This window comes from Serratia sp. TSA_7 (assembly GCF_052692135.1).
Genome location: NZ_JBQZFU010000008.1, coordinates 84,521 through 103,646, shown reverse-complemented (window position 1 = coordinate 103,646; position 19,126 = coordinate 84,521). Strand labels below are relative to the sequence as shown.

The 19,126-nt window shown below is 56.9% G+C and carries 18 protein-coding genes; 4 read left to right on the top strand and 14 right to left on the bottom strand.

The annotated features are described in order from the left end of the window. Window positions 1-34 precede the first annotated feature (34 nt). Together nfuA and gntX are read right to left on the bottom strand one after the other, a co-directional pair. Entirely contained in the window at window positions 35-610 is a 576-nt protein-coding gene (gene nfuA, locus ACUTQW_RS20870) for a Fe-S biogenesis protein NfuA (RefSeq protein ID WP_006328556.1), read from the bottom strand. 58 nt (window positions 611-668) lie between these two features. After that, window positions 669-1,352: a DNA utilization protein GntX gene (gntX, locus tag ACUTQW_RS20865; protein WP_006328555.1), complete on the bottom strand. Its 684-nt coding sequence runs from the start codon at window positions 1,350-1,352 to the stop codon at window positions 669-671. 42 nt (window positions 1,353-1,394) lie between these two features. On the opposite strand from gntX, the gene bioH reads away from it, so the two are divergent. Beyond that, on the top strand, window positions 1,395-2,177 hold the full coding sequence (gene bioH / locus ACUTQW_RS20860; protein ID WP_064799639.1) for a pimeloyl-ACP methyl ester esterase BioH: 783 nt from the start codon (window positions 1,395-1,397) through the stop codon (window positions 2,175-2,177). Between the two features lie 259 nt (window positions 2,178-2,436). Then, a complete protein-coding gene (locus ACUTQW_RS20855) occupies window positions 2,437-2,718 on the top strand; it encodes a YdgH/BhsA/McbA-like domain containing protein (RefSeq protein ID WP_004951376.1) in 282 nt (93 codons plus the stop codon). A gap of 47 nt (window positions 2,719-2,765) precedes the next feature. Here the strand turns inward: ACUTQW_RS20855 and ACUTQW_RS20850 are convergent, their stop codons facing one another. The 5 genes from ACUTQW_RS20850 to greB all read right to left on the bottom strand — a co-directional run bounded on the left by ACUTQW_RS20850 (window position 2,766) and on the right by greB (window position 9,280). Further along, window positions 2,766-3,005: a FeoC-like transcriptional regulator gene (locus ACUTQW_RS20850; RefSeq protein ID WP_006328553.1), complete on the bottom strand. Its 240-nt coding sequence runs from the start codon at window positions 3,003-3,005 to the stop codon at window positions 2,766-2,768. Continuing rightward, window positions 3,005-5,320: a Fe(2+) transporter permease subunit FeoB gene (gene feoB / locus ACUTQW_RS20845; protein ID WP_006328552.1), complete on the bottom strand. Its 2,316-nt coding sequence runs from the start codon at window positions 5,318-5,320 to the stop codon at window positions 3,005-3,007. The genes ACUTQW_RS20850 and feoB overlap by 1 nt, the downstream gene beginning before the upstream one ends. Window positions 5,321-5,392: 72 nt before the next feature. Further along, window positions 5,393-5,617: a ferrous iron transporter A gene (feoA, locus tag ACUTQW_RS20840; protein ID WP_004951370.1), complete on the bottom strand. Its 225-nt coding sequence runs from the start codon at window positions 5,615-5,617 to the stop codon at window positions 5,393-5,395. Between the two features lie 685 nt (window positions 5,618-6,302). Beyond that, window positions 6,303-8,627, bottom strand: coding sequence for a Tex family protein (locus ACUTQW_RS20835; RefSeq protein WP_020439932.1), 2,325 nt, complete (start codon window positions 8,625-8,627; stop codon window positions 6,303-6,305). 179 nt (window positions 8,628-8,806) lie between these two features. Continuing rightward, window positions 8,807-9,280 (bottom strand): transcription elongation factor GreB, encoded by a 474-nt coding sequence (greB, locus tag ACUTQW_RS20830; RefSeq protein WP_004951363.1) that lies wholly within the window; start codon window positions 9,278-9,280, stop codon window positions 8,807-8,809. 407 nt (window positions 9,281-9,687) lie between these two features. Here greB and ompR point away from each other — a divergent pair, with 407 nt between their 5' ends. Both ompR and envZ read left to right on the top strand, forming a co-directional pair. Next, window positions 9,688-10,407, top strand: coding sequence for an osmolarity response regulator transcription factor OmpR (gene ompR / locus ACUTQW_RS20825; RefSeq protein WP_004709363.1), 720 nt, complete (start codon window positions 9,688-9,690; stop codon window positions 10,405-10,407). After that, the gene (gene envZ / locus ACUTQW_RS20820; protein WP_004951358.1) at window positions 10,404-11,774 is read left to right on the top strand and encodes a two-component system sensor histidine kinase EnvZ; all 1,371 of its coding nucleotides are present in this window, start codon (window positions 10,404-10,406) and stop codon (window positions 11,772-11,774) included. Before ompR ends, envZ begins: the two co-directional genes overlap by 4 nt. Before the next feature lie 36 nt (window positions 11,775-11,810). On the opposite strand, the gene ACUTQW_RS20815 is transcribed toward envZ, so the two are convergent. From ACUTQW_RS20815 to ACUTQW_RS20785, 7 genes are all read right to left on the bottom strand, one after another. Then, on the bottom strand, window positions 11,811-12,290 hold the full coding sequence (locus ACUTQW_RS20815) for a type II toxin-antitoxin system VapC family toxin (protein WP_006328548.1): 480 nt from the start codon (window positions 12,288-12,290) through the stop codon (window positions 11,811-11,813). Next, a complete protein-coding gene (locus tag ACUTQW_RS20810; protein ID WP_006328547.1) occupies window positions 12,287-12,550 on the bottom strand; it encodes a FitA-like ribbon-helix-helix domain-containing protein in 264 nt (87 codons plus the stop codon). The genes ACUTQW_RS20815 and ACUTQW_RS20810 overlap by 4 nt, the downstream gene beginning before the upstream one ends. A gap of 126 nt (window positions 12,551-12,676) precedes the next feature. Next, window positions 12,677-14,296 (bottom strand): phosphoenolpyruvate carboxykinase (ATP), encoded by a 1,620-nt coding sequence (gene pckA / locus ACUTQW_RS20805; RefSeq protein WP_006328546.1) that lies wholly within the window; start codon window positions 14,294-14,296, stop codon window positions 12,677-12,679. Between the two features lie 196 nt (window positions 14,297-14,492). Then, window positions 14,493-15,371, bottom strand: a complete 879-nt coding sequence (gene hslO / locus ACUTQW_RS20800; RefSeq protein WP_004951344.1) for an Hsp33 family molecular chaperone HslO — start codon at window positions 15,369-15,371, stop codon at window positions 14,493-14,495. Window positions 15,372-15,396: 25 nt separating this feature from the next. Further along, a complete protein-coding gene (hslR, locus tag ACUTQW_RS20795) occupies window positions 15,397-15,804 on the bottom strand; it encodes a ribosome-associated heat shock protein Hsp15 (RefSeq protein WP_004951342.1) in 408 nt (135 codons plus the stop codon). After that, complete coding sequence (yrfG, locus tag ACUTQW_RS20790) at window positions 15,801-16,481, bottom strand: GMP/IMP nucleotidase (RefSeq protein ID WP_004951339.1); 681 nt, start codon at window positions 16,479-16,481, stop codon at window positions 15,801-15,803. The genes hslR and yrfG overlap by 4 nt, the downstream gene beginning before the upstream one ends. A 96-nt stretch (window positions 16,482-16,577) precedes the next feature. Then, on the bottom strand, window positions 16,578-18,713 hold the full coding sequence (locus ACUTQW_RS20785) for an intracellular growth attenuator family protein (protein ID WP_004951338.1): 2,136 nt from the start codon (window positions 18,711-18,713) through the stop codon (window positions 16,578-16,580). Window positions 18,714-19,126: the final 413 nt, after the last annotated feature.

Genomic DNA, 19,126 nt, shown 5'->3' with positions numbered 1-19,126 from the left:
GCATTTTTCTTTCCGTATTGCCTGGAGAGCGGGATCAGTAGTAAGAGTGCTCGCCGCGTTGATGCTCGGTCAGATCGCGCACGCCTTTCAGCTCAGGGAACTTCTGCAGCAGTTCTTTCTCGATCCCTTCTTTCAGCGTTACGTCGACCATTGAACAGCCGTTACAGCCGCCGCCGAACTGCAGGATCGCCAAACTGTCGTCGGTGATTTCCATCAGCGTTACGCGGCCGCCGTGGCCTGCCAGCTGTGGGTTGATCTGCGATTGCAGCACGTATTCGACGCGCTCCATCAGCGGGGCGTTGTCGTCGACCTTGCGCATTTTGGCGTTTGGCGCTTTCAGCGTCAGCTGCGAACCCAACTGGTCGGTGACGAAGTCGATTTCGGCGTCTTCCAGATAAGGTTTGCTCAGCTCGTCAATATAGGCGGACAGCTTTTCGAATTTCAGCTCGGTGTCTGTCGCTTCCACGGCATCCGGCGGGCAATAAGAGACACCGCATTCGGCCGTAGGCGTACCCGGGTTGATCACGAATACGCGGATTTGGGTGCCTTCTTCTTGATTTGCCAGCAGTTTGGCAAAGTGTTCCTGTGCGGTATCTGTTATACGAATCATAGCATTAGCTCAGTAGTTGACTTCTATTGTCGGTTATAATACGCCCATTGCGGTGGCACTACAATGTGCGGCAAACGCACCAGATTTGTATCGATGCCGCCCCTTGACGCAGCAAGAGCCTGGTGATTTCCGCCACCGTGCTGCCGGTCGTCACCACATCATCCAACAGGGCAACGTGTCGGCCTGCCAGCGGCTCATGGCAACGAAAGGCGCCACGCAGGTTGCGCCTGCGCATACGGGCAGGCAGCCGCTGCTGTGGAGCGGTTTTTCGTACCCGCCTCAGGGCGGCAGGGCGATAATCGCAACCCAGCCAGTGCGCCAGCGGCCGCGCCAGCAGATCGCTCTGGTTATAGCCGCGTCGCCAGCAGCGTTTAGCCTGCAAGGGTACCGCTAAAATCATATCGGGTCTGTTCAGATACTGCTCTCTGTGCGCCCGTTGCCAGTTTAGCAATATCAGCCGTGCCAGCAGCGGCGCCAGTTCCGGTGCGTGCTGAAACTTGAATTTTTTGATCAGTTGACGAAGCGGCGCGACGTAGTCGCCGACGAACACCAACGCCTGCCAGGGCGGCGGCCGTTGCAGGCAGCGGCCGCAGGGGCGTGCGGCGTCGCCGGCGGGCAGGCCGCAGCAGGGGCAGCACAGCGGTTTGGCCGGCAGATGGCGCAGGCAGTAACTACAGATGCCGTGGCGGCTGAGGCATAATGGCTGCCGGCATAGCCAACAGCGGCTGTGGATTGATAGCATGGCCGTCCTCCCTGACGGATGAGAATGAAAGGACAATAACTGATGGCAGCGCTGTACTGGCAAACAATAGGTGAAGGCGAACACGATCTTGTGCTGCTGCACGGATGGGGACTGAATGCGGAGGTATGGGGTTGCACGCTCGAGCGGCTGACGCCGCATTTTCGCCTGCATCTGGTCGATCTGCCGGGCTATGGCCGCAGTCAGGGATTTGGCGGCATGTCGCTCGCGCAGATGGCGGAGATCGTGCTGGCCGCCGCACCGCCACAGGCCTGGTGGTTGGGCTGGTCACTCGGCGGGCTGGTGGCCGGCCAGATTGCGCTGACGCAGCCTCAGCGGGTACGCGGATTGATCACCGTGGCTTCCTCGCCGTGCTTTGCCGCGCAGGACGACTGGCCGGGGATTCGCCCAGAGGTGCTGAGCGGTTTTCAGCATCAGTTGAGTCAGGACTTCCAGCGCACCGTAGAACGCTTTCTGGCATTACAAACCCTGGGTACGGCAAGCGCACGGCAGGACGCACGCCTGCTGAAATCGGTGGTGTTGAATCAGCCGATGCCGAGCGTCGAGGTGCTGAACGGCGGCCTGGAGATGCTGCGCACCACGGATTTACGCCTGCCGATGGCGGAACTGACCCTGCCGCTGCTGCGTATATACGGTTATCTGGACGGGGTGGTGCCGCGCAAGGTCGCCGGGCTGTTGGATGTCAGTTGGCCGCATTCATCGTCGGTGGTCATGGCGAAAGCCGCTCATGCGCCCTTCATTTCTCACCCTGATGAATTTGCCGAGATTATTCGTACCTTTGTGACCGAAGGTGGCATTCCGCGCTAAAACGCACAATAAAGCGCTAAAGAAATGGCCGCTCAGTGGATAAAAAAGAAACCTGTTCGATACTTAGTGGGGTAGATGCGTTGGCTGAAAACTGAAAAACCGCTCGCGGATTTTTTCGCTTTGACGTTTCGTCTCTGGGAAAAGGATTCTCGTCAGGGAAAGCAACGAGGTCTGAAGATGTCACGGCAGCCGGTGTTATTACGCATGTACCCCTGGACGGCTTTCATAACAAATAAATGTTCCCTTGAGAGGTATGGTAATGAAATCTTTGAAAATGATTATTGCAGCGTTGGTCGTCGGTTCCGTGTCTTTCAGCTCCCTGGCGGCAACCTTGCTGACCAAAGAAGATCTGGACAAGAATCCGGGTAAATACGAGAAGATCGGTACGGTTACCACCACCGCGCAAACCACATCACCGATGGATGCGAAAGAAGAACTGTCGAAGAAGGCCGATGAAAAAGGTGGTCAGTATTATGTGATTATCTCCGGCCGCGAACACGGTAAGTTCAGCGCAACAGCCGAAGTGTATAAAGACAAGTAATCATTCTTGATTTAAGCAGGGGCGCATTTCGTACCGCGCCCCGGTTTTTAGCGCTTTAACCGATACACCACCGTATCGCACCCCTTGCCCTCCGGGCAGCTTTTGCAACTGCCGCTCAGGCAGGCGCTGTTGTCCTGCTCAACCCGCTCCACTTTTCCCATCGCCGTTAAACGTTCCAGCATCGCCAGCACCAGCGGCAGTGGGGTCGCCAACTGGCGGCTGAGTTGTTGCGCCTGAGCGCTGCCATGCAGCGCCAACGCATCGCGGATCTGCAGCAGGCCGGCCATCAGTGGCAGTTACCCTGAGCACCCTGGCAACAGGCGGCAGGCGTAGCCTTGCCCAGACGTACCGTTACCCGGCTGCGCGCCCGGCGCAGGCAGAACAGGATCAGCAGATTAAACAGCGCCACGATGGCGATGGCCGTCAGGCTGTACCGCGGATGCTGGCTGAAGGTGGCTGTCTGGTAAAACAGCGTGGCCAACGAGTAGGCGACGTTCAGCCCCCAGAGAATGGAGAAAGTCATCCATCCGCGGCTGGATTCACGGGCGATTGCGCCCATCACCGAGACGCAGGGCACGTACAGCAGCACAAAGATCAGGTAACTGTAGGCGGAGATGCCGGAACCGAATTTGCTGCTCATCATGCCCATGGAACTGACGCCCATTTCCCCGTCGCCCTTGCTGGCCTCGATGGGGTTGGACAGCACGCTCAGGCTGAAGGTGCCTTTCAGTCCTTGCCAGGTGGCTTCCACAGCACCGCTCAGCTCGTCCAAAAGGTTAAAGTTGGCGGCATCAAACTCGGTGTTATTGATGTGTTCAGCGGTGTACAGGGTGTTCAGCGTGCCGACCACCACTTCTTTCGCCATGGCCCCGGTTACCAGCCCGACGGTGGCTTGCCAGTTGTCGCTGTGCACGCCCATGGGTTGCAGCAGCGGCGTCAGCATTTTGGACACCGACGCCAGCGCGGAATCGTTGATGTTATCGACCGGTTTGCCGCTGAACGTAAAACTGTTCAGGCCGCCGATGAAGATGCTGGCGATCACGATCACTTTCCCGGCGCGCAGCACAAAGCCTTTCAGCCGCTGCCAGGTTTGCAGCAGCAGGCTTTTCAGGTGCGGCACGTGATAAACCGGCAATTCCATGACGAACGGCGAAGCTTCGCCGCGCATGATGGTGTATTTCAGCACCAGCCCGGTGAGGATCGCCACCACGATGCCGAGCATATACAGCGAGAACACCACGCCTGCACCGTCCTGGCCGAAGAAGGCGGCGGCAAAGACGGCGAAGATCGCCAACCGGGCACCGCAGGACATGAACGGCGCCATCATGATGGTAATCAAGCGTTCACGCGGGGCATCCAGCGTGCGGGCGCCCATGATGGAGGGGACGTTGCAGCCGAAGCCGACAATCAACGGCACGAAGGATTTACCGGGCAGCCCGAGTGCCTGCATCAGGCGGTCCATGACAAATGCCGCACGCGCCATGTAGCCGGAGTCTTCGAGAAAGGACAAAAACAGGTACATCATGCCGATTTGCGGCACCAGCGGCAGCACGGTGTTGATGCCGCCGCCGACGCCCTGCGCCAGGAAAATCGTCAGCCATTCAGGGATGTGCAGGCTGTAGCCCAGCCATTGAATGCCCTGGATAAAGATCGCCGCCGAACCGATATCAAATATCGGTTGCAGCGCGCCGCCGAGGTTAATCGCCAGCAAGAACATCAGGTACATCACCAGCAAAAAGATGGGCACCCCCAGCCAGCGGTTGAGGATCACCTTGTCCAGCGCTTCGGTCAGGCGGTTTGGCATCGCCTGCTGCGAGTTGCTGACCGCATCACACAGGGTGGCTATCGACTGATAGCGCGCATCGGCAATCACCAACGCAGGATCTTCTTGTTGCTGCCGTTGCAGCGCTAGCCTGGCGGCAGGCAGCAGGGCGGTGGCGTTGCCGGCCAATTGGTGGCCGTAGATGTCGCCTTCCAGCATTTGCAGCGCCAGCCAGCGGCGTTGTTCCGTCGGCAGATCCTCCGGCATGGCATCGCTCAGGGTGGCCATTTCCTTCAACAGTACCGGTGGATAGTCCACCAACGCTTTCAGATCGTTAAACCGGTGATGGTCGATTATTTGCTTCAATGCGCCGATACCGTCGGCCTTGGTGGAGACCAGGGGCACCACCGGGCAGCCGAGGCGTGCCGACAGCGCAGCGATATCAATGTCGATTTGCTGGCTTCTGGCGATATCCAGCATGTTCAGCGCGATGATGCAGGGGATACCCAGTTCCAGCAGTTGCAGCGTCAGGTAGAGGTTGCGCTCGAGGTTGGAGGCGTCGACGACGTTGATCAGCAGATCGGCATCGCCGCTCAGGATGTAGTGGCAGGCGATTTGCTCGTCGAGCGAGGTTTGCTCCGAGATGGTGGTCAGCGAGTAGGTGCCGGGCAGATCGACCAGTTTGACCTGGGATTGCGGCGTGGTGAACTGGCCTTCTTTACGCTCTACCGTCACGCCTGCCCAGTTGCCGACCCGCTGGCGAGCCCCGGTCAACTGATTGAACAGCGTGGTTTTACCGGAATTGGGGTTGCCTATTAAGCCAATAGTGAGTTTTTTCATCGTTTCGCGTGATATCAGTCAATGGACATTGAGCCGGGCGGTGGGGCGCGGCCGGGGCAAGAGGGCGCAGAGTCAGGATTGGCCGTCGAGCAGGATCAGGGCCAAATCTTTCCTGCGCAGCACCAGGCTGACGCGGCGGGTTTTTATTTCTATCGGGTCCCCCAGCGGCGCGACGCGCACCACTTCGAACGAAGAGCCGGGCAGCATGCCGAGCGATAACAGTTTCTGGCGATAGGCCGGGCCGATGTCGTTGGAGAAACCGGCAATCTTGTAAGAGCGTTTAGGTTGAAGATGCATATAACCTTCTCAGAGCCCCTGGTCTTGGGCCGATGACGATAAAAGAACGTTCCAGACGAAGCGCCGCGATGAGGATCGCAGGCTGCCGACGTTTTCAATCCATGAGGTAATGCAGTGAACACGCAACGCAATAATAGTGAGAATAGTTATCGTATTCAATACAAAAAGTAGGGGTATTGGTAACCAAAGGTTATGGCACCGACACTTAACGATCGGGTTGCCTGATGCCTTTATTTCTATCACCGGGTCTGCAGGGGTGCAAATGCGAATGGCGAGTTAAATCAGTTACGTAATTGCGGCGATTTTTTCCGGTTTGCAAAACTTAGCGACAGATTGAGAGGTTTTTAGAGGGTATGGCAGCGAGCCGGCGTTTATTCGGCAACATCTTGTCTGCGGAATACGAGCGCTAACCATTTGTGTTTCGCCAGGAAATGCCAAAATGAAAACGCCATGTTAATAACGGTGTTAATGAAGCGGGATTCGACGTTATTTTCAGGCTTAAAAACCGGGCGTTTATCGCTCAGGAAAAATAAGCGGGTTTATTGAGGCGGGTCAAAAAATAGCGACGCTATTTTTTGAGAAAGGACGGAGCCGGCTCCACCCTGTGTACTTTTGGCCTTTCAGTATGCAGCACTGCGCCAGTGACCGGGGCGAATGTATTCGCCCCGGCCATGCCGGGTACCTGCTATTTCTTACCGAATGCCGCAGCCAGCGCATCACCCATGGCGCTGTTGCCGGCCGGTGAACTGTTGCGCGGTTTAGCCTTATTGGCCGGCGCGCGGGAGGGGGCATCCTTCGCCGGTGCATTGCCGCCGCCGCGACGTGGCGAACCTTCACCCGGTTGCTCGTCCAGACGCATGCTCAGTGCGATGCGCTTGCGCTGCAGATCCACTTCCATCACCTTCACTTTGACGATGTCGCCGGCTTTCACCACGGTGTGCGGATCTTCGACGAATTTGTCCGCCAGCGAGGAGATATGCACCAGGCCGTCCTGATGTACGCCGATATCCACAAAGGCGCCGAAGTTGGTGACGTTAGTGACCGAACCTTCCAAAACCATGCCCGGTTGCAGATCGTTGAGGGTTTCCACACCCTCGGCAAAGGTGGCGGTTTTGAATTCCGGGCGCGGATCGCGGCCCGGTTTCTCCAGCTCTTTCAGGATGTCGGTGACCGTCGGTACGCCGAATTTGTCGTCGGTGAAGTCGCTGGCCTTCAGGCTGCGCACCGCCGCCGGGTTGCCCATCAAATCCTGCAGCGCCTGCCGGGTGGCGGCCAGAATGCGTTCGACCACCGGGTAGGTTTCCGGGTGAACGGTAGAGGCATCCAGCGGGTTGTCGCCGTGGTTGATGCGCAGGAAGCCGGCGCACTGTTCAAAGGCTTTCGGCCCCAGGCGGCTGACTTTCAGCAGTTGTTCGCGGTTGCTGAAGCGCCCGTTCTCATCACGCCAGGTGACGATGTTCTGCGCCATCATGCGCGTCAGGCCGGCCACGCGGGTCAGCAACGGCACTGAGGCGGTGTTCAGATCGACGCCGACGGCGTTTACGCAGTCTTCCACCACCGAGTCCAGCTTCTTCGCCAGTTGGCTTTGGCTGACGTCGTGCTGGTACTGGCCGACGCCGATGGATTTCGGGTCGATTTTGACCAGCTCGGCCAGCGGATCCTGCAAACGGCGGGCGATGGAAACGGCCCCGCGCAGCGAGACGTCGAGGTTCGGGAATTCCAGCGCCGCCAGTTCGGAGGCGGAATACACCGAGGCGCCCGCTTCGCTGACGATCACCTTCTGCGCTTTGACTTCGCTGAACTGCTGCTGCAATTCAAGGTAAAAACGCTCCGTCTCACGCGATGCTGTGCCGTTGCCGATAGCGACCAGCTCCACTTTGTGTTTGATGCACAGTGCGGCGACGATGGCGGCGGCTTTCGCGGCCTGGCCGGTGTGCGGGTAGACGGTATCGGTGGCAACCAGCTTGCCGGTTGCATCCACTACCGCCACCTTGACCCCGGTGCGCAGACCGGGGTCCAGGCCCATGGTGGCGCGCATGCCGGCCGGTGCGGCCATCAGCAGATCCTGCATGTTACGGGCGAAAACGTTGATGGCTTCGTCTTCCGCGCGTTCGCGCACCGTGCCCATCAATTCGGTTTCCAGATGCAACAGCACCTTGATGCGCCAGGTCCAGTTGACCACCGCTTTGCGCCAGGCGTCGGCCGGGGCGTTATTCAGGCGCAGATCGAGGTGGCTGATGATGATTTGCTCCGCCTGGCTTTCGCGCGGGGCTTCTTCAAACTGCGGATCGGCGTTCAGCGCCAGCTGCAGCACGCCTTCGTTGCGGCCACGGAACATCGCCAACGCACGGTGTGAAGGCACCTGGGCAATAGGCTCATGGTGATCAAAGTAATCGCGGAACTTGGCGCCGGCTTCTTCTTTGCCTTCCACCACTTTGGACACCAGGTGGGCATGCTTCCACAGGTAGTTACGTACCTTGGCCAGCAGCGCGGCGTCTTCGGCGAAGCGCTCCATCAGGATGTAACGCGCGCCGTCGAGGGCGGCTTTGACATCCGCCACGCCCTTGTCGGCGTCAACGTAGCCTTCGGCCAGCTGTTCCGGCTGTTGCTGCGGATCCTGCCACAGGGTGTCGGCCAATGGTTCCAGACCGGCTTCGATAGCGATTTGGCCACGGGTACGACGTTTGGGTTTGTACGGCAGGTAGAGGTCTTCGAGCTCGGTTTTGCTTTGCGTGGCGTTGATCGCCCCCGCCAGCTGTTCGCTCAGTTTGCCCTGCTCGTCGATCGATTTGAGGATGGTCTGACGGCGGTCTTCCAGTTCACGCAGATAACCCAGGCGGGTTTCCAGCTGGCGCAGTTGGGTGTCGTCCAGGCCCCCGGTGACTTCCTTACGATAGCGTGCGATAAAAGGCACGGTATTACCTTCATCCAGCAGACGGATGGCGGAGTCAACTTGCTCCGGCCGGGCCTGCAGTTCTGTTGCAATAATGCGGCTCAGTGGGTCATTCATAGGTCTGGTATCTGTTGAGAACGGTTAGGAAACAGGGGGACAGTTATACGGATTGATCGGCAAAAATGCCAGTGGCGCTGCCCCTCTTTGCCCGATGCGCCGAGGTTACGCGGGTGGCCGTTGCCGCAAGCTCCGCGGGACAGCGGCCACCTGCGCGGCCGCTCGGAAAAAACCGAATCTTACTTCACGTACTCGATCTCATTCACATACCACAGCGCATCGCCCACCGGGGTGTTGACGGTGGCGGCATCCCCCACCTCTTTTTTAAGCAGGGCGCGGGCCATCGGCGAATCGATGGAGATGTAGTCCCGGCGGCCAAAAATTTCGTCGTAGCCCACGATGCGGAAGCGCTTACACTCGCCATTCTCATTTTCCACTTCCACCCAGGCGCCGAAGAACACCTTGCCTTCCTGTTGCGGCGAATAGTCGACAATCTTCAACTGCTCGAGGCATTTGGTCAGGTAGCGGACGCGGCGATCGATTTCCCGCAATCGTTTTTTGTTGTACTGGTAATCGGCATTTTCACTTCTGTCGCCGAGACTGGCGGCCCAGGTCACTTTCTTGGTGACTTCCGGTCGTTCTTCACGCCAGAGAAAGTCCAGCTCTTGCTTGAGATTGTCGTAACCCTCGCGGGTTATCAGCTGCGTTCTCATTGTTTTCTGCCTTTATGGGGATATCAAAGGTTGCATGACGGTGCTTTGGCTTGGCGTTGCTGGATGCAATAAGCGCTCAATAAAGCATTGGCTCGCAAAATTGCCGACCGCTGACGTTTTTTATCGCCTCGCCTGAGTTACACTGCCGAACCAGCCGCCCGGCTGCAACTTGAAATTCATGGGGCATCGCCCTTGGTCGATTAACGGCGTTATCCCAAATTCAGTCTAAAAATATCGGGATTTTGACGAATGGTCGCCGGCATTTTGATGAAAATTGTTGATAAATGGGCAAAAGAATAAGCTTTGTAACAATTTCGTCTAGAATATATACCATTAAACGCTGTCCGAAATGACAGGGTTTTTTAACAATATTCACGTCAGGCAATAAAGCCTTTGGGAGTAATACAATGCAAGAGAATCATAAGATTCTGGTCGTCGATGATGACATGCGCCTGCGTGCGCTTTTAGAGCGTTATTTAACCGAACAGGGTTTTCAGGTTCGCAGCGTCGCCAACGCTGAGCAAATGGATCGCTTGCTGACTCGTGAATCTTTCCACCTGATGGTGTTGGACCTGATGTTGCCGGGTGAAGATGGGCTGTCCATCTGCCGCCGTCTGCGTAGCCAGAGCAACCCGATGCCGATCATCATGGTGACCGCCAAAGGCGAAGAAGTCGACCGTATCGTTGGGCTGGAAATCGGCGCCGACGACTACATCCCAAAACCTTTCAACCCGCGTGAACTGCTGGCCCGCATCCGTGCGGTATTGCGCCGCCAGGCCAACGAACTGCCAGGCGCCCCTTCGCAGGAAGAAGCGGTGATTGCCTTCGGCAAATTCAAACTGAATCTGGGCACCCGTGAAATGTTCCGCGAAGATGAGCCTATGCCATTGACCAGCGGTGAGTTTGCGGTGCTGAAGGCGTTGGTGAGCCACCCGCGTGAACCGCTTTCGCGCGACAAGCTGATGAACCTGGCGCGCGGCCGTGAATACAGCGCGATGGAACGCTCCATCGACGTGCAAATTTCCCGTCTTCGCCGCATGGTTGAAGAAGATCCGGCACATCCACGCTATATCCAGACCGTTTGGGGTCTTGGCTACGTCTTCGTCCCGGACGGCAGCAAGGCATGAGACGATTGCGCTTTTCACCGCGTAGCTCGTTTGCCCGAACCCTGCTGTTGATCGTCACCTTGCTGTTCGTCAGCCTGGTGACGACCTATCTGGTGGTGCTGAACTTCGCCATCCTGCCCAGCTTGCAGCAGTTCAACAAGGTATTGGCCTACGAAGTCCGTATGCTGATGACCGATCGGTTGCAGTTGGAAGATGGCACGTTGTTGGAAGTGCCGCCGGCGTTTCGCCGTGAAATTTACCGCGAGTTGGGGATTTCTCTGTACACCAACTCGGCGGCGGAGGAGAGCGGCCTGCGCTGGGCGCAGCACTACCAATTCCTCAGCCAACAGATGGCGCAGCAGCTCGGCGGGCCGACCGACGTACGGGTGGAAGTGAACAAGAACTCACCGGTGGTGTGGCTGAAAACCTGGCTGCAACCTGATATCTGGGTGCGGGTTCCGCTAACTGAAATTCACCAGGGCGATTTCTCGCCGTTGTTCCGCTATACCCTGGCGATTATGCTGTTGGCTATCGGCGGCGCCTGGCTGTTTATCCGCATCCAGAACCGGCCGCTGGTGGAGCTGGAGCACGCGGCCTTGCAGGTCGGTAAAGGCATTATCCCGCCGCCGCTGCGTGAATACGGCGCTTCGGAAGTGCGTTCGGTGACGCGGGCCTTTAATCAGATGGCATCGGGCGTCAAGCAACTGGCCGACGACCGCACGCTGCTGATGGCCGGCGTTAGCCACGATCTTCGCACGCCGCTGACGCGTATCCGCTTGGCGACCGAGATGATGAGCGCCGAAGATGGCTATCTGGCGGAGTCGATCAATAAAGATATCGAAGAGTGCAACGCCATCATCGAGCAGTTTATCGACTATCTGCGCACCGGCCAGGAGATGCAAACCGAGCTCAGCGATCTGAACTCGATTCTGGGCGAAGTCGTGGCGGCCGAGAGCGGCTATGAGCGGGTGATCGAAACCGCCATTGCGCCGGGTGAACTGATGATGAATGTGCATCCGCTGTCGATTAAGCGTGCGGCGGTGAACATGGTGGTGAATGCGGCGCGTTACGGTAACGGCTGGATCAAGGTCAGTAGCGGGCGTGAACTGCAACGCGGCTGGTTCCAGGTGGAGGACGACGGCCCGGGCATCAAGCCTGAAGAACTGAAACACCTGCTGCAGCCGTTTGTCCGCGGCGACAGTGCGCGCAGCACCAGCGGAACCGGGCTTGGTCTGGCTATCGTACAGCGCATTATCGACGGCCATCACGGCGCGTTGGATATCGGCACCAGCGAACGCGGCGGGTTGTTGATCAGGGCTTATATTCCGTTGCCGATGGAGAAAAAAGAGTCGGCCAATGGGCATCAGGCGGCGAAAGAGAACGCATGATACCTGCTGACAGAGGGCCGCCTCGCTGCGGCCTCGTCAGGGTTTTCTGCTCATCACGTAGTATTCCGCCGCTTCTTCATGCAGGCGACGGCCGGTAGCGGCCTGCCAAGGATCAATCAACTCAATTCCGCAATGGGCGAAGCCTTTGGTGTTACGAGTAGCTAATGTGGCGCCATAATGCAGGCAAGTGGCAGCTATTTGCGTATCGGGTGTGCTCATTACCCTTCCCAAACGCTGGTTTCTACCCATCAATTCCCCATATCGCATGGCGCAAAGCGCATCAAATGGCAGAATTTGTTCGTCAAACCTTATCTGCATTGCTTCGGTCAGTTTATGTTTTAACTCAAGCTGCCGTTTCCCATCAGGCATGCAGGCGACGCCGCTGAACAGCTCGGCAACGACAATTGCACTCAGATAAAGCTCGTCGTTGTCTTTTTCATTCAGCCATTTGATCACGTTGTAATGTGGGCCGGGACGCAGTGTCTCCGAAATCACGTTAGTGTCGAGAATGATCATGGTTGGTCATCTTCATCGTCAAAGGTGACAATGCGCGGCGGTGTTTTATCACGCGGTGGGATCACCAGCTCAACGCCACCCAACTCGGCGAAATGTTGATGCATCCAGGTGCCCAGCCCATAGCGAGGCGGTTTTTTCACCAGAGCCTGTTTCAAAATCATGCGTGCTTCCTCCTCCATGGAGTGGCCGTTTTTCGCTGCCGAAATACGCAGCAATTCCTTTATGTCATCGTCCAGATTTCTGACGGTTATGGTAGCCATTGAAATCTCCTTTGCTGTCAATGATTGCACTGCATTATCATCGCGCTTATCTGGATAAAAAACAACCGTTAAAAATAAAAAAAGGCGTGGAATCCACGCCTTAGCTGAAGCTGTAAAAAGAGAAGGTTACAGTTTTGGACCGGCGCTGACCAGCGCTGCGCCCGCAGGCGTATCGGTATATTTGTCGAAGTTGGTGATAAACCGCTCGGCCAGATCCTGCGCTTTTTCCTGCCACTGCTCAGGGTTGGCGTAGGTAGCGCGTGGATCCAGAATCGCCGGGTTGACGCCCGGCAGTGAGGTCGGCATCGCCAGATCGAAGATTGGCAGAGTAATGGTTTCCGCCTTATCGATTTCACCGTTGAGGATGGCGTCAATAATGCCGCGGGTATCCTTGATGGAGATGCGTTTGCCGGTGCCGTTCCAGCCGGTGTTCACCAGGTAGGCTTGCGCGCCGGCGGCCAGCATGCGTTTTACCAGCACTTCAGCATACTGCGTTGGGTGCAGCGTCAGGAAGGCTGCGCCGAAGCAGGAGGAGAAGGTCGGGGTTGGCTCGGTCACGCCGCGCTCGGTACCGGCCAGTTTGGCGGTGAAACCGGACAGGAAGTGGTACTGAGTCTGGTTCGCGGTCAGGCGAGAGACCGGCGGCAACACGCCGAAGGCGTCCGCAGTCAGGAAGATCACCTTGGTGGCATGACCTGCTTTGGAAACCGGCTTGACGATGTTGTGGATGTGGTAGATCGGGTAGGAAACGCGGGTGTTCTCGGTTTTCGAACCGTCGTTGAAGTCTATGGTGCCGTCTGCCAGCACGGCAACGTTTTCCAGCAACGCATCGCGCTTGATGGCGTGATAGATTTCCGGCTCGGCTTCTTCAGACAGCTTGATGGTTTTGGCGTAGCAGCCACCTTCGAAGTTAAATACGCCATCGTCATCCCAGCCGTGTTCGTCATCGCCAATCAACTGGCGTTTTGGATCGGTGGACAGGGTGGTTTTGCCGGTGCCGGACAGGCCGAAGAACACGGCCACGTCGCCTTTCTCGCCCACGTTGGCCGAGCAGTGCATGGAAGCGATGCCTTTCAACGGCAGCAGGTAGTTCATTATCGAGAACATACCCTTTTTCATTTCGCCGCCGTACCAGGTGCCGCCAATCAGCTGCATGCGTTCGGTCAGGTTGAAAGCGACGAAGTTTTCCGAGTTCAGACCCTGCTGCTGCCAGTTCGGGTTGGTGCACTTGGCGCCGTTCATCACCACGAAGTCCGGCTCGAAATCCTGCAACTCTTCGTCAGACGGGCGGATGAACATGTTTTTCACGAAGTGTGCCTGCCAGGCTACTTCAGTGATAAAGCGTACTTTCAGGCGGGAGTCGGCGTTGGCGCCGCAGAAAGTATCTACAACAAACAGACGTTTGCCGGAGAGCTGCGTGGTGACCAGCTGTTTCAGGTCTGCCCAGATTTCAGGGCTGAGGGGTTTGTTGTCGTTTTTGCCTTTACCTTGATCGGCCCACCAGACGGTGTCGCGGGTGATGTCGTCACGGACGATGTATTTATCTTTCGGGGAACGGCCGGTAAAAATACCGGTGTCGACGGATACGGCGCCCAACTTGGTCACGACCCCACGTTCAAAACCTTCCAGAGACGGGTCTGTTTCTTCCTTGAACAGCAGTTCATAACTCGGGTTGTAAACGATTTCGCCGACGTTATGAATGCCATAAGCGGCCAGCTCCTGAGGGGTTATACCTTTAACACGCATGTCACTACTCCTTGGTCACAGAATTTCTGGCGCCAATTGTAGGGATTCAGCAGTGCGTAACCGCGATAGGTATCAAATAATTAACGTTTTAGGCGGTTTTTCGTTACGATCTGAGAGATAGTCCACGGAAAAAAGCAAGCGTGCAAACGGGGAAAACCGGCAGGTGCAGGGTGCACCCGCCGATACGAGGTATTACTTAGTGCAACTGTTCGCTTTCGCCGGTGTTACCGGTGTACAGCGCTGCAACATCCACGGCGTCAAAGACATAGTGATTGCCGCAGTAGTCACAGTGCATATCGATATTGCCGTCCTGCTCCAGCATTTGAGCCACTTCTTCGGCCGGCAGCGTAATCAGGGCGTCAGCGCAGCGCTGGCGTGAACAGGTGCAACGGAAGATCACGTCCTGCGGTTCGTAGAGGGTGACTTCTTCCTGATGGTACAGGCGATACAGCACCTCATTGGCCGGCAGGCCGAACAGTTCTTCGCTTTTCACCGTGTTGGTCAGTTGCACCAGATGATCGAAATCATCGGCATTGCCGTCTTGCGCCGGCAGTACCTGCAACAGCATACCGCCCGCAGCCGGTTTGCCTTCTGACTCGCCGGTACGAATGAACAGGCGGGTTGGCAACTGCTCGGACTGACGGAAGTAGGCTTCAAGGCACTCGGCCAGAGTTTCGCCTTCCAGCGCGACCACGCCCTGATAGCGTTCGCCTTCGGTAGGCGCGATGGTGATCACCATGACGCCGTTGCCAATCATCTGATGCAGCGTGCTGTCGTCGGCAATGTCGCTTTGCACGCGCGCCACGCCCCGCATTTCCTGGCGATTGTTGCCGTTAATCACCGCCAGCTTCAGTGGACCGTCGCCCTGCACTTGCACGGTGATGTCGCCGTCGAACTTCAGGGTTGCCGTCAGCAGGCTGGTGGCGACCAGCAGTTCACCCAACAGCTTTTGTACCGGCGCCGGGTAGTCGTGATTGTTCAGAACCTGCTGATAGGTTTCGCTGACGGTAACCAGCTCACCGCGCACCGCGTAGTTTTCAAACAGGTAACGGTGCAATTGGTCATGGTTGGACATAGTTTTCTCTCATTGCGGCGAGGGGTTATTCCTGCTCACCAAATTTAAATTTAATCAGGTCGCGCCGCTCTTTCTTGTCCGGACGGCGGTCCGGGTGCGGCATGGTCAACGCATTCATCTTGCGCGCGATCGCCATTTTCTCTCGGTTGGCGATACTGGCCTCGGTTTCCTGATACATTTGCTGCGCCTCGTCGGCGCCGCGCCGTTGGCCGGTGAGGGCCAGCACGATCACCGTGCGTTCTTCATTGCCCTGGCGCAGTCTGATCTCTGCATCGATCTCGACAATTTTGCTCGGCTTGCCGCGCTGTCCGTTGTAGTGCACCTTGCCGCCGTCGATCATGTCCCGCGCCAGCGCGCGGGTCTTATAGAAACGAGCCGCCCAGAGCCATTTGTCCAGCCGGACCGCGTCGTCCCGCGTTGCTTTTTCTTTCATCGTTTGCCCTTTTCCAGCGCCGGTATCAACAGGCGGTAGTCGCGCATCGACGGATAGTGCCGGAAGGTTTTCTCCGCCATGCTGGAATCCGGGTTCTGTACGCCCAGGCAGTAGCGAATGCCAAAACTGCGGGCGGCGTCCAAAATAGGCTCGCCGTCATCGATAAACAGCGTGCGCTGCGGATCAAAACCGGTGTGCTGCTGAACGGCCTGCCACAAACGCTGATCTTCTTTCGGATAACCAAATGTGTGGGTGGAAAGCAATAAATCAAGGTGCTTATCCAAACCGGTATGCTCGATTTTTACCGCCAGGCTGTGCGGATGGGCATTGGTCAGCAAAATAGTCTGATGGCCGGCCGCGCGTAAGGCCTGTAAAAAGGGCTCGGTATCCTCGCGCAGACGAGCGCGGTTGCCCACTTCGCTGGTCATGCGATAAATGTCCAGATCGAGCCGTTCGCTCCAGTAATCGAAGCAGTACCAATTCATGGTGTGCTGCACCGCCACATATTCCTGATGAATAATCTGGCTTGCTTCGTCGAGCGGGATAGCGCGTTGTTCGCTTAATGCCTGTGGCACGAGACGCAACCAAAAATGGCTGTCGAACTCCAGATCGAGCAGGGTGCCGTCCATATCCAGCAGGACGGTGTCGATCTCATGCCAGTCAAACTCGGGAACCATGAAAACTCCATAGGCGAACCGTCGGCGGTCCGCAGGATAAGGATAATAGCGTTAGCGTAGCATAAGCTGATGACAGGGCCGAAATCGGCGAGTGACTCAGGCCATCGGCCGCAATGACATTGGGGTAAGCTGCGGGTTAAAGCAACTTTCGTAGTAGCGCTGGATATCGGCGATGCGGTGCTGGTTGAGACGATAGCGCTGCGCGAACCGCCAGGCGTTGTAACCCAGAATGACCGTGACCGCCAGCAACAGCAGGCTGGTGCCCAGATAGCGCCACAGGGTGATCATATCCGGTTCGCTATGCAGCGCGATGTGGCGGGTGCCGTTGGCGTCGACGCTGATGTTGGTGATGACGCCCTGGGCTTCGAATGGCGTATGCAACAACATGCCGGCAAGGCGTTGCAGTTCATTCCACTGCTCAAGCGCATTGTATTCGTTTAACGGCACTGCCGGCTGCGGGTGGTTCACCAACTGTTTGCCTTCATCGCTGCTGATCAGGAAACCGCCCGGTGGCGGGCTGTTAAGCGCCGCTGCGGCCTGCCGGGTTTCGTTGTACACGAACGAGGAGGCGGCAACTTTGGTCAGACTTTCCAGCGATTCGGCGCTCACCGGCCGCAGCAGGACGTTAACCCCTTGCAGCGAGCCTGATTTGGCGCGTTTCACCAGGGTATTCCAGTTTTTGACGTTGCCCAGGTTCACCAGCGCATTCTTGAGCCGGACACAGTCATTTTCCGCTTGGCACAGATCCTGCGTTTTCAGCACGATACCGGAAAAATCATCCAGCAGTATCATGCCCGACTTTTCAATTGCGCTGGCCAGTTGCGGGTTGAGCTTCTGTTCGGCAACTTCAGGATGCAACTGGGTATTCACCGCCGCCAGCAACGCCGAGGCCTTGTCGATGACTTCCGACTCCGGTTGCGGCAGCGGTGCGGCGGTGTTCCAGTAAATCCCCGAGCAGTCGAAAGGCATAAAGTTGGAGGCGTTTGTGCCGTTGGCCAGCGGTGGCACATAACACATACCGTTACCCTGGGCTTTCAATTGGTCCCCGATGCGCAAGGTTGTGCCTTCCAACGCTTGCACATTGGTCACCTCAATTTTTTGCGCGCCTTGCAGCCAGGCCGTACTCAGCTTCAGCGGCAGGCTCAGCGGGATGTAGGTCAGCAGTAACACCAGTATCAGCAACGAACTGGCCATCAGAACCGCGTTTTTGCCCCATTGCTGCAGCGGGAAGTTTTTCACCTCATCGTGCAGCGAAAGGAAGCGCCCCTGACGCACCACCTGACGGTTAAGGTAGATATCTACGTCGGTGGTTTTCCCCAGATCCTGGGTGATGTAAGGCTGCCAATGCGGCGGGTAAATCAGATCGATGATACCGAGCGAGATGTTGCTTATCTGCCCCTGATTGGATTCGCCAAACAGTCCCCAACGTTTTGGGGTGCCGCGCAGGCAGTGCACTTCTTTCAGTTCACGCGCGGCCGGCTGGCGGAACAGGTTCCAGCAACCCCAGGCGATGGTCAGCACGGCGACGAAAATCATCCAGGGGATGACCAACACCGGGCTTATCAGGCTGAAAAACAGCAATAGCAGGGCGGCGGAGATGATGCCGGCTTCCTTGATGCCGTTCGGGCGATTCAGCGTGTGTTCTTCGGGGGTTTCCTTGCGGATGTTCACCAACTCGACGTGTTCGCTTTCTTCCTTGCGGATCGAGGCGTTTTTGGTTGGCGTTGCCGTCACTACCGGCGGTTGCGGCCGATCGTGGATATGATCTTTCAGCGAATGCCCATTGAGTGAAATGACCAGTGGCAGAGTCTGGGTTTTTATCACTTCCACGTGGTTATCGGCGCTGATGTATTGTTCCCAGAACGGCGGCAGATGCACTTCTTCGGCATCGAGATAATAGCGCCACTTATTGGGTTCATCGCTGGCCAGCCCATAACGGGTAATGGCGTGGGTGACGGGATAAACGTTATCGCTCTGCGGGGTCAGCGCCAGTTTGGCGGACGGCAGCGACGGGCTGCTGCCGGGCAACAGCTTGTTGCTGAGCATATTCTGCAGGCTGAGGTAGTGCTCAACAGCCATGCGTTCTTCGCCGGACAGTTTGCGGTGCGTGGGTTTGATAAAGGGCAGGGCTCGTGTCAGCATCGGCTGATTGCGGGCTTTAAACCAAAGATACAGGCCGGCGGCAATCAGGCAGGCAAGCACTAAGGCCAATATCAACACTATTGTGCTCATGCTATCCCCATCTTGCACCCGTGAACCTCACCAACCTGATGAAACGTTGAATATTATACGGAGTAAACGGCCGGCAGGCACTTAGAACAATGAGGGAGGAACAGATTTTCTGTCGCGATCTCATTTATCGATGCAATATATCTGCTCAGTTGCCGTGTCTCCTCTACGCGATGATAGCAACCGGGGGGGGCAGTCGATATCGGCATTATCCTATTTTAATGCTCTCTTTTTGCTGAATGGGTACAGAAAATCGGCGGGTAGCTGGCTAGGTTTGTTAAAAAAAAGTAAATTACAGCTTGTGCTCGTTGCGACAAAGGTTCTCATTAACGCACAATGTGATCAAGATCGAATTTGGTCAGCGTTTGAGCGCATCTGCGCCACGCCAATCATTATTCTGGGTATCCGCGTCATCA

Coding starts and splice junctions, on each gene's coding strand:
- nfuA (WP_006328556.1), bottom strand. CDS start 610: ATGATTCGTATAACAGATACCGCACAGGAACACTTTGCCAAACTGCTG.
- gntX (WP_006328555.1), bottom strand. CDS start 1,352: ATGCTATCAATCCACAGCCGCTGTTGGCTATGCCGGCAGCCATTATGC.
- bioH (WP_064799639.1), top strand. CDS start 1,395: ATGGCAGCGCTGTACTGGCAAACAATAGGTGAAGGCGAACACGATCTT.
- ACUTQW_RS20855 (WP_004951376.1), top strand. CDS start 2,437: ATGAAATCTTTGAAAATGATTATTGCAGCGTTGGTCGTCGGTTCCGTG.
- ACUTQW_RS20850 (WP_006328553.1), bottom strand. CDS start 3,005: ATGGCCGGCCTGCTGCAGATCCGCGATGCGTTGGCGCTGCATGGCAGC.
- feoB (WP_006328552.1), bottom strand. CDS start 5,320: ATGAAAAAACTCACTATTGGCTTAATAGGCAACCCCAATTCCGGTAAA.
- feoA (WP_004951370.1), bottom strand. CDS start 5,617: ATGCATCTTCAACCTAAACGCTCTTACAAGATTGCCGGTTTCTCCAAC.
- ACUTQW_RS20835 (WP_020439932.1), bottom strand. CDS start 8,627: ATGAATGACCCACTGAGCCGCATTATTGCAACAGAACTGCAGGCCCGG.
- greB (WP_004951363.1), bottom strand. CDS start 9,280: ATGAGAACGCAGCTGATAACCCGCGAGGGTTACGACAATCTCAAGCAA.
- ompR (WP_004709363.1), top strand. CDS start 9,688: ATGCAAGAGAATCATAAGATTCTGGTCGTCGATGATGACATGCGCCTG.
- envZ (WP_004951358.1), top strand. CDS start 10,404: ATGAGACGATTGCGCTTTTCACCGCGTAGCTCGTTTGCCCGAACCCTG.
- ACUTQW_RS20815 (WP_006328548.1), bottom strand. CDS start 12,290: ATGATCATTCTCGACACTAACGTGATTTCGGAGACACTGCGTCCCGGC.
- ACUTQW_RS20810 (WP_006328547.1), bottom strand. CDS start 12,550: ATGGCTACCATAACCGTCAGAAATCTGGACGATGACATAAAGGAATTG.
- pckA (WP_006328546.1), bottom strand. CDS start 14,296: ATGCGTGTTAAAGGTATAACCCCTCAGGAGCTGGCCGCTTATGGCATT.
- hslO (WP_004951344.1), bottom strand. CDS start 15,371: ATGTCCAACCATGACCAATTGCACCGTTACCTGTTTGAAAACTACGCG.
- hslR (WP_004951342.1), bottom strand. CDS start 15,804: ATGAAAGAAAAAGCAACGCGGGACGACGCGGTCCGGCTGGACAAATGG.
- yrfG (WP_004951339.1), bottom strand. CDS start 16,481: ATGGTTCCCGAGTTTGACTGGCATGAGATCGACACCGTCCTGCTGGAT.
- ACUTQW_RS20785 (WP_004951338.1), bottom strand. CDS start 18,713: ATGAGCACAATAGTGTTGATATTGGCCTTAGTGCTTGCCTGCCTGATT.